12 protein-coding genes are annotated in these 12,564 nt (G+C 52.0%); 4 read left to right on the top strand and 8 right to left on the bottom strand.

Annotation, left to right across the window (positions count from 1 at the left end; all coding sequences use genetic code 11):
- Positions 1–48: 48 nt before the first annotated feature.
- The gene (locus tag BUB30_RS28225) at positions 49–1,152 is read left to right on the top strand and encodes a BamA/TamA family outer membrane protein (protein ID WP_073141408.1); all 1,104 of its coding nucleotides are present in this window, start codon (positions 49–51) and stop codon (positions 1,150–1,152) included.
- Between the two features lie 20 nt (positions 1,153–1,172).
- Here the strand turns inward: BUB30_RS28225 and aroC are convergent, their stop codons facing one another.
- Positions 1,173–2,243 carry a chorismate synthase gene (gene aroC, locus BUB30_RS28220; protein WP_073141406.1) on the bottom strand — a complete coding sequence of 357 codons (1,071 nt, stop codon included), beginning with the start codon at positions 2,241–2,243 and terminating at the stop codon, positions 1,173–1,175.
- A 23-nt stretch (positions 2,244–2,266) separates the two neighbouring features.
- A complete protein-coding gene (locus BUB30_RS28215; protein WP_073142434.1) occupies positions 2,267–3,721 on the bottom strand; it encodes a BatD family protein in 1,455 nt (484 codons plus the stop codon).
- A gap of 245 nt (positions 3,722–3,966) precedes the next feature.
- On the opposite strand from BUB30_RS28215, the gene BUB30_RS28210 reads away from it, so the two are divergent.
- Positions 3,967–4,152: a hypothetical protein gene (locus BUB30_RS28210; RefSeq protein WP_073141404.1), complete on the top strand. Its 186-nt coding sequence runs from the start codon at positions 3,967–3,969 to the stop codon at positions 4,150–4,152.
- Between the two features lie 49 nt (positions 4,153–4,201).
- Here the strand turns inward: BUB30_RS28210 and queG are convergent, their stop codons facing one another.
- Both queG and BUB30_RS28200 read right to left on the bottom strand, forming a co-directional pair.
- On the bottom strand, positions 4,202–5,155 hold the full coding sequence (queG, locus tag BUB30_RS28205; RefSeq protein WP_073141402.1) for a tRNA epoxyqueuosine(34) reductase QueG: 954 nt from the start codon (positions 5,153–5,155) through the stop codon (positions 4,202–4,204).
- 194 nt (positions 5,156–5,349) lie between these two features.
- Positions 5,350–6,267, bottom strand: coding sequence for a nucleotidyltransferase family protein (locus tag BUB30_RS28200; protein ID WP_073141400.1), 918 nt, complete (start codon positions 6,265–6,267; stop codon positions 5,350–5,352).
- A 460-nt stretch (positions 6,268–6,727) separates the two neighbouring features.
- Here BUB30_RS28200 and BUB30_RS28190 point away from each other — a divergent pair, with 460 nt between their 5' ends.
- A complete protein-coding gene (locus BUB30_RS28190; protein WP_073141396.1) occupies positions 6,728–7,069 on the top strand; it encodes a YciI family protein in 342 nt (113 codons plus the stop codon).
- Positions 7,070–7,210: 141 nt separating this feature from the next.
- Positions 7,211–8,476: an RNA polymerase sigma factor gene (locus BUB30_RS28185; RefSeq protein WP_073141393.1), complete on the top strand. Its 1,266-nt coding sequence runs from the start codon at positions 7,211–7,213 to the stop codon at positions 8,474–8,476.
- Here the strand turns inward: BUB30_RS28185 and BUB30_RS28180 are convergent.
- The 4 genes from BUB30_RS28180 to BUB30_RS28165 all read right to left on the bottom strand — a co-directional run bounded on the left by BUB30_RS28180 (position 8,473) and on the right by BUB30_RS28165 (position 12,478).
- Entirely contained in the window at positions 8,473–9,438 is a 966-nt protein-coding gene (locus BUB30_RS28180; protein WP_073141391.1) for an AAA family ATPase, read from the bottom strand. The two genes, BUB30_RS28185 and BUB30_RS28180, sit on opposite strands and share 4 nt — an antisense overlap.
- Complete coding sequence (pnuC, locus tag BUB30_RS28175; RefSeq protein ID WP_073141389.1) at positions 9,439–10,104, bottom strand: nicotinamide riboside transporter PnuC; 666 nt, start codon at positions 10,102–10,104, stop codon at positions 9,439–9,441.
- Positions 10,105–10,246: 142 nt separating this feature from the next.
- The gene (locus BUB30_RS28170) at positions 10,247–11,689 is read right to left on the bottom strand and encodes an aldehyde dehydrogenase (protein ID WP_073141387.1); all 1,443 of its coding nucleotides are present in this window, start codon (positions 11,687–11,689) and stop codon (positions 10,247–10,249) included.
- A gap of 3 nt (positions 11,690–11,692) precedes the next feature.
- Positions 11,693–12,478 carry an SDR family oxidoreductase gene (locus BUB30_RS28165; protein WP_073141385.1) on the bottom strand — a complete coding sequence of 262 codons (786 nt, stop codon included), beginning with the start codon at positions 12,476–12,478 and terminating at the stop codon, positions 11,693–11,695.
- Positions 12,479–12,564: the final 86 nt, after the last annotated feature.

Raw genomic sequence — 12,564 nt, 5'->3', positions numbered from 1 at the left:
CATTCCGGGAAGCCGACACTCTGCCCGGAAGCTTGTATATTCGTTACGATGCGCCCCCTAAACCTATTCCTGCTGTGCAGCCTGGCACTGCATCCTTTTGTTGTCCAGGGTCAGAATGATTCGACGGCCAAACCAAAAAGATTTCGCGTGTCGCCCCTCCCTGTTATCTACTATTCGCCCGAAACGCGTCTCGGCTTTGGCGCCCTGGTAGCCGCAAACTTCGAAACGACAAAGCATCCGGATACGCTCACGAAAAGCTCGTACGCGCAAACATATTTTATATACACCGTCAATCATCAATACGATTGGGGCACGTCCACGCGGATTTATATGCCGGAAAATAAATTCGTTTTCTATGGTAAGTTCAACTACATCTTTTTTCCCGAATACTACTACGGCATCGCTACAGAAGATCCATTATCGAAAAAGGACACCATCCAATACAATCGCATCGCGGCCGATGTGCGGCTGTACAAAAAACTGAAACGCCACTACTTCATTGGCGCGGCCACACGGTTCAATCACATTGCCCACGTGGATGGTGGAACAACGGGGCACTTTGTGGAAGACAAGCCGTTGGGCTACGAAGGGTATTGGCTCTGGGGGTTTGCTCCCGCGTTTGCCATCGAAACGCGCGACAATTTTGTATATCCCCGGAAGGGTTTTTTCCTGGAAGTACTGTATTACCTCTATCCCTCGTGGAGTGGGAACAGTTACGGTCTCCAGTCCTTCAAGCTCGACGTCAGGAAATATTTCCCTGTACATTGGATTAGTCCTATCGACGCCCTGGCCTTTCAATTCCTGGCCAATGTGAACACGGGCGACGTGCCGTTCAAAGACCTGGCCGATATTGGTGGCTCTTATACCATGCGCGGTTACTATACCGGCTTTTATCGGTATCCCAATCTCTACGCTTTCCAGGGAGAATATCGCACCAACGTATGGAAGCGGTTGGGTTTCACGGTATGGCTGGGCGGCGCGTTAACGCCTGAGAAGTGGTATACATTTTTTGATCATTCGTTCAAGTTCAATGCGGGTGTTGGCTTGCGCATTATGATCAACCGAAAGGATCGTCTTAATGTTCGCGTCGACCAGGGCTTTGGCAATAAGGGTCAAAGCGGATTCTACCTCGATATTGCCGAGGCCTATTGACGATCGATTGAAAGATGTGTTTATTTTGTGGTCTTGTCGCGCAAAAGAAAATCGGCCAGGACCAACGCCGCCATCGCCTCCACGATGGGGACGGCGCGCGGCACAACGCAAGGGTCGTGTCTTCCTTTGCCACTCACGGTGGTTTCATTGCCGTGTTTGTCCACGGTCGATTGATCCTGCATGATGGTGGCGACGGGTTTGAAAGCCACGTTGAAATAAATATCCTCCCCGTTGCTGATGCCGCCTTGAATGCCGCCGGAGAAATTCGTTTTTGTGCGAATGCGTCCCCCGTCGTTATAAAATTCGTCGTTGTGTTGCGAGCCTCTCAGTTTCACGCCTTCAAAGCCGCTGCCGTATTCGAATCCTTTCACGGCGTTGATGCCCAGCATCGCCTTGCCCAACTCTGCATGCAGCTTGTCGAACACCGGCTCGCCCAACCCGACGGGTGTATTTTTGATGACGCACGTGACGACGCCTCCGATGGTGTCGCGGTCGAGCCGCACCTGGTCGATGAGCGCGATCATGCTTTCGGCGGTGGACGGGTCGGGGCAGCGCACGATGTTGTCTTCGGTCTTCGACAGATCGAGCGTGGTATAGTGTGGTGCGGCGAGATCGCCCACTTGAGATACAAAGGCGTTGATCTCTACATTATGTTTTCTCAGCAACAACTTGGCGATGGCGCCGGCTGCCACACGCGCCGCTGTTTCGCGGGCCGAACTCCGGCCGCCGCCGCGATAGTCCCGCACGCCGTATTTGGCTTCGTAGGTATAGTCGGCATGGGATGGTCGGAACGTTTCGGCAATGTGGCTGTAGTCCTTGCTGCGTTGGTCCTGGTTTTCGATCACCAGGGCGATGGGTGTGCCTGTAGATTTTCCCTCGAACACGCCGGAGAGGATCTTGAAGACATCGTCCTCCTTGCGTTGTGTGGTGATCTTGCTTTGGCCGGGCTTGCGGCGATCCAGTTCCGATTGAATGAAGGCTTCGTCGATCGCCAATCCGGGCGGACATCCGTCGATGACCACGCCGATGGCCGGGCCATGCGATTCGCCAAAGGTTGATATTTTAAAAAGGGTTCCGTATACGTTGCTCATGCTGATTTTCTCGGGACTGAATTTTAGACGGCTGGCTTTTTGAACACAAGATAGGCGGATGCGCCTAACATCGCCAAAATAAAAAAGTTGAAGGCCCACTTCTGCCATCGCGTGTCGGCCATGGTGTTCAGGGTGTTGTCGGCGGTCTCGATCTTGTTATAAAAATTTCCCATGTCGCTGGACTGGATGGCTTCGTTCTTCTTGCTTTCACCGGCCACGGTCACCATCAGTTTCGATTTCAGGGTGTCGTATTTTTTCAGCTTGGGGTTGAAGTACACCCACTGAAAATAGTCCTTCAGTTTAAATTGTCCGGGTTCTTTCGGGATCATAAAATAACTGAACGACTTGGTGCCGGTGATGCGGTTGTTTTGCCGCGTGATGTCCTGGCGCACATTGGGTTCGTAGAATTCGAACTTGTCGTCGCTCTTTGTTTTGGGTTTATGAATGGCCGAGATGTTGCCCTCGCCATAGATATTGAAGTTGTAGCCAGCGCTCTGTCCGGTCTCCAGGTCGGTGTGGCGGATGCGTTCATCGAGACGATAGTCGCCCACGGCCACCTCGTCTTTGAGCGGGTGAGGTGGCAGCTCCTTCACGCTGACGCGCTTGGGTTTGGTGAAAAACTTTTTGAAATCTTCTTTTCGATTCTGACCAAAAAAGGAAGGATTCTTGGCGACCTTATATTTGATCATTTCCAATCCTACGCTGGGGAAATTGATGGGCTCGGCATTGAGGGGAAAATAGACGGCTTCGTATACTTTGTATTGCATGTAGTCGCGCCCGTTGATCTTCACGTTTTCGCCTTCGATGTTTTCGATGTTGAAGTTTTCTTCCCAACAATTGGTGGGCTTGATCTTTTTCAGGATGTCTACCAGTTGGCGACCCGGATCGTAGAATTGCAGGGGTGCCCGGTTTTCTTGTGACACAAAAAATGAAAGCGTCGTGGTGAAGCCCTCACCCACATAGACCTCGTCCTTGCTGGTGGTGAGTGCCAGGAAGGCATCTTCTTTGATGTCGACAAACTCCGTGTCGCCGCTGCCAAAGAAGTCGTCGCCGGGGCGGTCGAAGAAGCTGCGGAAGGGATCATTTTGTTGCTGTTGTTGCAACGGCGGTCCTACGCGCACCTTCTTGCCCGGAACGTTTACGGGTTTGTCGTTCACTTTCATGGTAAACGAAGGAATGGTGAACGTGCCCTGTTTGGTGGGCGCATAGGTCATGATCACACTTTGCGAAGACGACACCTGCCCGTTCACAATGTTGGTGGTGGACTGGGTGGATTGGCCGCGCTTACGGAAGCCTTCGATCTCGGGAAAGTTGTCGTAGCTTTTCAGACGATCGTTCTGGGCGGTGATGGTGATGGTCCAGGTCTGGTTCTCGCCGATCTCGTCCGGGCCCAAGGTGATCTGGACGCCCTGACCGAAGGCCGTTCCCGACAGGAACCCGGCCAGAAGGAGGGTGAGAGAAAGACGTATGAAAAGCATCCACCGCATAGTTTCTACAAGAAAGTCAATATGGGTCAAAGTTAAGGTTAAACGCAAAAACCGATGCGAAAATTAAGCCGCAATCGTCGATTTCCGGCTAAAAAAAGGCCCTTTCGAGCGAATATTAACCCACCTTTTCCATGGAAACGGGAAACTTAATGTGGGCGACTTTGGAATTTTTGAACAATTTTTTAAATTAACACTCGTTAGGATTCTAAATTTTTTAAACTATTCAGATTTTTGCCATGCTGAACTATGTTAAAACTGTGCTCACCAAAGTGAGTTTTAGCGCGCTTCTCTTTGAAAAAGAGCTTCGCAAAGCCATCAACCTCTTGATCGGCGAAGAAGTAAACGAACTCAAAAACTGGTGCTATACCAGGTTTGGGACAGAACACGAAGAAATACTCAATCGGTGCTTCGTGGTTGCTTAGACACAAACTAAAATTGACTTTCAAAGCCCTTCACATCGAAGGGCTTTTTTTATTCCCTTTCGCGATCGCCAGGACGTGCATCCTGATCTTCCACAAATAGAATATTGCGCTGCAGGCCTTTCAGCTTTGTGCGTTGCACGGCCGACTTGGGGAACAGTTTTTTGAAAACATCTTCTGTGATCTCGCGCCAATCCTGACGCGTCATGTTTTCCAATTCCGGTGGGGGATTGAAGCGTTGCTCCTGGTGGGGTTTGGCAAAGCTGTTCCAGGGACAAACTTCCTGGCAAATGTCGCAGCCGAAAATCCAGTTGTCGAACTTTCCTTTCACGGAGGCCGGGATCTCTTCCTTCAGTTCGATGGTGAAATAGGAAATGCATTTGCTTCCGTCCACAACATAGGGTTCGCTGATGGCGTCGGTGGGGCAGGCGTCCATGCAGGCGGTGCAGGTGCCGCAGTAGTCTTTCATGCCTTCGTCGTGGTCGAGTTCCAGGTCGATGATCAACTCGGCCAGGAAAAAGAAGCTGCCGTGGCTGCGGTTCAGAAGAAGACTGTTCTTGCCGATCCATCCCAGTCCACTCCGCTTGGCCCAGGCGCGTTCCATCACCGGCGCCGAGTCCACAAAAGCGCGACCGTGAACCTCTCCTACCCCCTCCCGAATTTTATCGAGGAAGATCTTTAGTTTGTCCTTGACCACGGTGTGATAGTCTTCGCCATACGCATAGCGCGCGATCTTTAGGTCGCTTTTGCCTTCCAGTGGTTTTTGAGGTGCGTAGTTGTAGATCAGGCTCACGACCGACTTTGCTCCGGGCACCAACAAGGTGGGGTCGAGTCGTTTGTCGAAATGATTTTCGAGATAGCCCATCTTGCCTTGGTAGCCGCGCTTCAGCCACTCTTCGAGGCGTGGGGCTTCGTCTTTCAGAAATTCTGCTTTCGAAATGCCACAAAACGAGAAGCCCAACGCTGCTGCGGTTGTCTTTACAAATGCGGTGTGGTGCGCGGTCATCTTCACATTTCAAAATTACGAGGCGCCTGGGGAATTATCTAGCGTGAATTTTCAGCGGGCTGTAATGTTCCAAGATGTAAATGACAGGAAGCAACGTGGCCTCGAGTGACAGTCAGGGCTAAAGCCCTTTCTTAATGGGGAGCTTATACCCCGGGCTAAAGCCCGGGGTTATTCAGTAGCAGGGGCTCTTTGTCTTACCAGAGCTTTTCAGGGTAGGTGCCATAGGCTACCTGGACTTTGAGTTTTTGGGATACTTCTTCTTTGTCTTCTTTATAAGTAACACCGAACCAGTTGTCGCTGCCGGGAAGGACGCGGACTTTTCCGATGCCTTCTTTGATCATTTCGTTTACGACCAGGGGGATGTAGAATTCTGATTTGAGGTTGCCTTCGTTGTTTTTCAGGAACTCGTTGAAGAGTTTTTGAGTGAAGTCGAAGATGTTGGGTTGAAAGCCCCAGAAGTTCATGGAGGTGGGGATGTCGGGGCTGAGTTCGCGGTCGCCTTCTTTTTCTTTGGAGATGATCTTGCCGTTTTCTTTTACGATGGTGACGCGCTCCACCACGGTTTTCAAGAAGCCGCTAGCATCGCGTTCGCCACAGCCGCGCGATACGCTGCCGTGTTCGGAGAGCACTTTGCTCAGGGTGTAGCCCACCATGGCATGTTCGCCGGAAGTTTCGCCGGCAAAAAAATTGGCGATCGACTCAAAGGATTCCTTGCCATAAAAATCGTCGGCGTTGATGGCCACGAAGGGTTCGCGGATCACATCGCGCGCGCACAGCATGGCATGGCCGGTTCCCCAGGGTTTCACCCGTTCAGGGTTCTGAAATTGGGGTGGCACCATCTTGTCGAGGGATTGGATCACAAATTCGACCTCCACTTTTCCCTGGAGCTTGGGCAGGAATTTTTCCTTTACGACGTCCAGTATTTCCTCGCGGACAATAAATACAACCTTGGTGAAACCAGCCCTGACGGCATCAAAAAGGGAATAATCCATAATGGTTTCGCCGTGAGGCCCAAAGCCGTCGATTTGTTTGATGCCTCCATAGCGGCTTCCGATGCCGGCCGCCAGGACCAATAAAGCGAGTTTTTTTTGTGGATTATTTGGTGTGCCCATTGTGTTTTTGTTTTGATTCAGAATTATAAGTTAAAGTGTTTGCGCAAACATCGCTGGCTTTTGTCGCGACCTGAACGGCCCGAAAAAGTGGTGAAGATAGCGTGTAGAGCGTACTGTGCATGCCTTTTATACGCCGCAAAAATATAGTTTTAACCGAATAGTGACGCTGTAAAGTAGCCGGCGCTTAAGAATAAAAAAGTAAAAAGACCTAAAGTACCTTAAACCAACCTTTTCCTGTTTCCTCATCTCGATCTGGGTTTGATCGCCATGTTCGGGGATCTGGGCTTCCATCCCAATCCAAACCCTCGCTGTCTGCGCTGTGCTCCGTGTGAGCTTCACGAAAAATCCCTGCCCTTTCCGGAGAGGATTTTTTATTTCAATTTTTTTTAAAGTTTCTGTCCATGTCCTGGATTTTGGTCCGTCATAGGGTAAATTATGTTCAACCAAACCTTTTAAGACAATGGAAAAGTACATGTTCATTTTTATTGGCGGCGATGTTAGTCACATGTCGCCCGAGGCTCAGCAGGCACACATGGGTAAGTGGTTCGAGTGGGTGAAGAAACTCCAGGATCAGAAGCGGTATGCCAGCGGCGAGGCGTTGCTGCCAGAAGGAAAACTCATCACGGGGCCGAAGAAGACCGTAACGGATGGGCCATTTGCCGAGAGCAAGGAAGTGGTGGGTGGCTACTTTGTAGTGCTGGCGAAAGACATGAAGGAAGCGGTGGAGATGGCGAAGGAATGTCCGGATTATGTGTTGGGAGGTGTTGTGGAAGTGCGGCCGGTGATGAAGTTTGATATGTAAGGAAGAGGAAGAAATTTTTCACCGCCCTCCTTCGCTAAAGCTTCGGCGGGCAAGCAAAGAAAATGCTTGCGCCTGTGCCTGCTGAAGCTTTAGCGAAAGGGGACGGTTCAACCTTTGAACTCCGCGCGCTATCTTTATGCAATGCACACCAACCCAGAACGACAGGTCCACGAACTGGTTGACCACCTTTTCCGCCACGAAGCGGGAAAGATGGCCTCGGTGTTGACTCGTTTGCTGGGATTTGGAGCGATGGAATTGGCGGAAGACATCGTGCAGGACACCTTGTTGAAGGCCATGTCGGTATGGAAGATCAAGGGCATTCCCGAGAATCCGTCGGCATGGCTTTATACTGTTGCCAAGCGCAAGGCGATCGACACGCTGCGGCAGCAACATCTGCACAGCCAGCATCATTCCGAGATCAGCGACGCATTAAAGTCGGAGTGGACACTGGCGCCCACCGTCAGGCAATTGTTTCTCGACAACGAGATCGAAGACAGCCAGCTTCGCATGATGTTTGCGTGTTGCCATCCCTCGATTCCTTATGAAGCACAGTTGGCGCTCACCTTGAAAACACTTTGCGGGTTGAGCATTGCCGAAATTGCCAACAGCTTTCTCACCAACGAGGACACCATTTCCAAGCGACTCTATCGCGCACGCGAAAAGCTTCGCGAGGAGAAGATCAGTTTGGAGGCCCCGATCCCCGCGAAGTTGCCGGGACGGTTGAATGCGGTGTTGCATTGTCTTTATCTTTTATTTAATGAAGGCTACAACTCGTCACACCCCGACCAACTCATCCGTCACGACCTTTGTTCGGAGGCCATGCGGCTTTGTTTGTTGTTGATCGGCAACCCGGTGACCAACGCACCGGAGGCCAATGCGCTGCTGGCGCTCATGTGTTTCCAGGCGTCGCGGGCCGAGGCGCGGTTGGGTGAAGATGGAAGCATTGTGCTCTTGAAGGATCAGGATCGCACGCGCTGGAGCCGGCCGTTGATCGAGAAGGGTAAATACTTTTTAGAGCAGGCAGCAGAGGGTGATGAGATCACCGACTACCACATCGAGGCGGCCATCGCCGGATGTCATGCACGGGCTTCTTCCTTTGAGAAAACGAATTGGGGTGACATCGAAGAGTTGTACACCATTTTGTCGGACATGAAGAACAGCCCCGTTATTTCTTTGAACCGGGCCATTGCCATTCGCTATCATGTGTCGCCGGAAGCCGGGCTGAAAGCGTTGCTGGCCATCGAGGGATTGCAGCAACATTACCTGTATCATGCCGCCCTGGGCGATGTGTATGTCGATGTCGGTGATCTTGCTGCTGCAAGGGCCAGTTATGAACGCGCGTTGTGTCTCACCTCGTCTATCGCGGAAAAGAAATTGTTGCAGTTCAAGATGGAACGTCTCGCCTAATCTTTCAAGAGGCGCTCGATGGAGTGTCGCACGATGGCTTCGCGCTGTTGGAAATCGCCGCTCACGGTGGTGTAGGGAATGTTGCGTTGCTCCAGGGCGCTTTTGAAAATGTCGGTCATCTCCTGGCGTTTGTGTCCCAGGTCGCGCAAGCCGTCTTCGATCCAGGGCACATCGATGTCCATGAGAAAATACAAATCATATTTTACTTTTGCTTCCAGTTCATACAACACGCCGGGCACCACGTTCAGATAATATTTTGAATAGATCTGTGTGGTGATGGCGTCTGTGTCGCAGAACAAAAGTTTGTTGGCCGTTTTTAATTTATCTTCGACACGCTGTGCATGGGCATGCCCGATGGTGATGATATCTTCGACCGTGAAGTCATTTGTGATCAGCAGTTCGCGCGCCACTTCGGGGACAAATTCTGTGTTGTAGTGTTCGGCCATGCGCATGGCCAGCGTCGACTTGCCGGTGCTCTCGGCTCCATAAAAGCATATTTTTTTTACAAAATACGGACGCACCACAGCCGGTATGTGTTCCCAATATTGAAAAGGTTGGTTTCTGATCTTCGTTGCCGACACGGGCACGATCGTGCGATCCGGGTCAAAGGCCACGTGTTCCGCCTGCAGGTGGCGCGCAAAAGGTTCGCCATACGCTTCGGAGCTGAACAGGATGGCGATCGGTGGATACGTTCGTTTCATCACGGGCGCCCACAGGGCCGTGCGCTCATCCAAGGCCAGCGATTCGTTGTCGAAGTCGTCTTTGATCTTGGCGATCCGGATCCTGGGATCGGTGAACATGGATTTGATCCAGCCCAGGCGAAGATCGGGATCGATCGCATCCTGATCCGTATAGCTCATGGAAACGATGAGCTCATCACACCGCACAGCCGCAAAGTTGATGAGGGCAATATGCCCATGATGCAGGGGCATAAATTTTCCGATGACCAGGCCGCGTTTCATCTAAACTGCGCTTTGTTTCCACAACTTATACTCACGGATCCAGTTCCACAAGCCAAAGCTGGCCATGACGGTGAAGACGGCGTACATGATGCTGTAGAACATGATGTCCTTCACAAAATATAAATAGGTGGCCAACACATCCACGATGATCCAGATGATCCAGCACTCCACTTTTTTCTGGATCATAAAAAAGGTCGTCACAATGCTCATGACCAGGATGAAAGAATCCGCATATGGGAATGCACTGGGCAACGCAAAGATCATCGGCAACCACTCATGCAGCCGGCTGGCCGTGGCGCCTACGGCTACTGTGCCCGTTACACCGATCAGGCACACGATGATGAATTGTTTTCTTTCCAGGAAGCTGACGCGCAACTCCAGCTTCTTATCTTCTTCTCCCGGCCTAGGGTTTGCCCATCGCCACCAGCCTAAAATGTTGGTCACAAAAAAGAAGATTTGTAAAAACATATCCGGGTAGAGCTGTACCTGGTAGTACAGGAAAAAAGAAAGGGACACGTTGACGATCCCGACCGGCCAGCTGAGAATGTTGGCTTTTGCCGAGAGCCAGACGGCGATGAGGCCGGAGAGTACGCCGAAAAATTCGAGATAGCTTAGGGGGTAGTTTAGGACTTTGAAGAAGATATTGTGGATGTCGAAGAAGTGCATGGGGATTGGGAGTTAGGAACCAGGAGCCAGAATCCAGGAGCCAGGAGTTGGTAGTCAGTATTCAGTAGCCAGTAGTTAGTATTCAGTAGTTAGTAGTTAGTAGTTAGTAGTTAGTATTCAGTAGCCAGAAATCCGGTCTTGTTTATAGTTTGATGCAGATGTTTTTTACTTCCAGGAAAAACTTCAGGGCGTGCCAGCCGCCTTCGCGGCCTACGCCGGATTGTTTCATGCCGCCGAAGGGGGTGCGGAGGTCGCGGAAGAGCCAGCAGTTTACCCAGAGGATGCCGCTTTTGACGGCGGCGGATACGCGGTGGGCGCGTTTTAGATTTTCGGTCCACAAGGTGGCGGAGAGGCCATAGGGGGTGCTGTTGGCGAGGGCTATGGCCTCGGCCTCGGTGTCGAAGGGCATGATGGTGACCACGGGGCCGAAGATCTCTTCCTGGTTGGTGCGACAGTGTTCGTTCAGGCCGGTGATGATGGTGGGTTCGATGAAGTAGCCTTCGGCGCAGCGGCCGGTTGGGTTCACGGCGTTGCCACCGGTCAGGATTTTTCCGCCCTCCTGTTTTGCCGTTTGTATGTAGGACATCACCTTTTGTTTGTGTGCCGCCGAGACCAGCGCGCCAAGGTTGGTTTCGTTCAACAGGGGATCACCCAAAACCAGTGCCTTTGTTTTTTTCACGAAAGCTTCGACAAACTTTTCATAAAGCGGGCGCTCTACAAAAATGCGCGAACCACAGAGACAGATCTCTCCCTGGTTGGCGAAGGACGATTGGATGGAGGTGGCGACAGCATTTTCAAAATCACAATCGGCAAAAATGATGTTGGGATTTTTTCCGCCGAGTTCCAGCGACAGTTTTTTAAACATCGGCGCGGCCGTGGCGGCTATTTTCTTTCCGGTGACGGTGCCTCCGGTGAACGAGATGGCTGCCACGCCGGGATGCTCTGCGATGGCTTGTCCTGCCTTGGCACCCAGGCCATGCACAATGTTGAGGACACCTTTTGGCAGACCGGCCTCCACACATAATTTCGAAAATAAAAATGCAGTCATCGGCGTGAGCTCCGATGGTTTACCCACCACGGTGCAGCCCGCGGCCAACGCGGGAGCGATCTTCCAGGAGAACAAATACAACGGAAGATTCCAGGGCGATATGCAACCGGCCACGCCGATCGGCGCATGGGTGGTGTAGTTGATCGCCTCTGCATCGGTGATATGTGTCTCCGTTGACGTGTGCAAAATGGCGGTGGCGAAGAAGCGGATGTTTGCCGACGCGCGGGGAATGTCTAACCTGCGGGCCAGGCTAACGGGCTTGCCATTGTCGACGCTCTCGGCCAGGGCGAGTTTGTCGAGATCGCGGTCGATGAGGTCGGCTAATTTTTGCAGGATATTCGATCGCTCTTGCGCGGGGAGGGTTGACCAGGCAGGGAACGCCCTGGTGGCCGCGTCAACGGCTTTGTTTACATCGCGCTCGTCGGAGTCCGGGATGAGACTGTAGACTTTCCCGATGGAGGGATCATAGTTGTCGAGGTATTGGTCGCTGCAAGGCGCTTCGAATGCGCCGTCGATATAGTTCAGGATCTTTTCCATGGTTTATAGGCTTCCGGTTCTGCCGCCGTCGACGGGCACGTTGATCCCATTGATGTAGCCGGCTGCGGGCGTGGCCAGGAAGGCAATGGCGTTGGCAATTTCACTGGGGTCGGAAATTCTTCCGGCGGGCACTTCGGCCGCCATCTCGTGTTTCACGGCTTCGTATGTTTTTCCGGTTTTCTCTGCCCTGGTTCTGATGATCGATTCAAGACGTGACGTCATGGACGCACCGGGGAGCACATTGTTTACGGTGATGCCAAAGGGCGCCAGCTCCACCGACAACGTTTTAGACCAGTTGGCCACGGCGCCGCGCACGGTGTTGGAAACGCCCAATCCGCGGATCGGAATTTTTACGGAAGTAGAGATCACGTTGATGATCCTGCCATAGGATGCTTGTTTCATGCCGGGCACGACGATCTTTACCAAAATGTGATTGCAAAGCAGGTGACTTGAAAAGGCCTTCACAAAATCGTCGGGTTCGGCTTGCAACGCATCGCCTGCCGGAGGACCGCCGGTGTTGTTCACCAGGATATGGACCGTGTTTTTAGCGCCATAGGCTTCGGCCTTTTTTTTCAGGTCGTCGGGAAAAGAAAAATCGGCGACGATATAGTCATGTTGCTGACCTGCACCGGTTTGGAGTTGGGCCGCCACTTCTTTCAAGGCTTCTTCGTTGCGTGCCACCAGCGTGATGCTGGCCCCCAGCAAGGCCAGTTCGACAGCCGCTGCTTTTCCTATGCCCTGCGTACTGCCGCACACCATGGCCCGTTTGCCTTTTAGATCGAGATTCATTTCAAGTTGTCGTGTGGATGAAAATTCTTAGTAATTTTAATGAATAAAGGGCAGGTCTGAAAACTGTTTTTTTCATCGCCTTGTTT

The sequence above is a fragment of the Chryseolinea serpens genome, from assembly GCF_900129725.1.
Taxonomy (GTDB): domain Bacteria; phylum Bacteroidota; class Bacteroidia; order Cytophagales; family Cyclobacteriaceae; genus Chryseolinea; species Chryseolinea serpens.
This window is presented reverse-complemented; position numbering and strand designations above follow the sequence as displayed.

What these genes read in the sequence shown, in the direction of transcription:
- BUB30_RS28225 (WP_073141408.1), top strand. Translation starts at nt 49, where the DNA reads ATGCGCCCCCTAAACCTATTCCTGCTGTGCAGCCTGGCACTGCATCCT.
- queG (WP_073141402.1), bottom strand. Translation starts at nt 5,155, where the DNA reads ATGACCGCGCACCACACCGCATTTGTAAAGACAACCGCAGCAGCGTTG.
- BUB30_RS28170 (WP_073141387.1), bottom strand. Translation starts at nt 11,689, where the DNA reads ATGGAAAAGATCCTGAACTATATCGACGGCGCATTCGAAGCGCCTTGC.
- BUB30_RS28200 (WP_073141400.1), bottom strand. Translation starts at nt 6,267, where the DNA reads ATGGGCACACCAAATAATCCACAAAAAAAACTCGCTTTATTGGTCCTG.
- BUB30_RS28215 (WP_073142434.1), bottom strand. Translation starts at nt 3,721, where the DNA reads ATGCTTTTCATACGTCTTTCTCTCACCCTCCTTCTGGCCGGGTTCCTG.
- BUB30_RS28165 (WP_073141385.1), bottom strand. Translation starts at nt 12,478, where the DNA reads ATGAATCTCGATCTAAAAGGCAAACGGGCCATGGTGTGCGGCAGTACG.
- BUB30_RS28210 (WP_073141404.1), top strand. Translation starts at nt 3,967, where the DNA reads ATGCTGAACTATGTTAAAACTGTGCTCACCAAAGTGAGTTTTAGCGCG.
- BUB30_RS28190 (WP_073141396.1), top strand. Translation starts at nt 6,728, where the DNA reads ATGGAAAAGTACATGTTCATTTTTATTGGCGGCGATGTTAGTCACATG.
- BUB30_RS28180 (WP_073141391.1), bottom strand. Translation starts at nt 9,438, where the DNA reads ATGAAACGCGGCCTGGTCATCGGAAAATTTATGCCCCTGCATCATGGG.
- aroC (WP_073141406.1), bottom strand. Translation starts at nt 2,243, where the DNA reads ATGAGCAACGTATACGGAACCCTTTTTAAAATATCAACCTTTGGCGAA.
- pnuC (WP_073141389.1), bottom strand. Translation starts at nt 10,104, where the DNA reads ATGCACTTCTTCGACATCCACAATATCTTCTTCAAAGTCCTAAACTAC.
- BUB30_RS28185 (WP_073141393.1), top strand. Translation starts at nt 7,211, where the DNA reads ATGCACACCAACCCAGAACGACAGGTCCACGAACTGGTTGACCACCTT.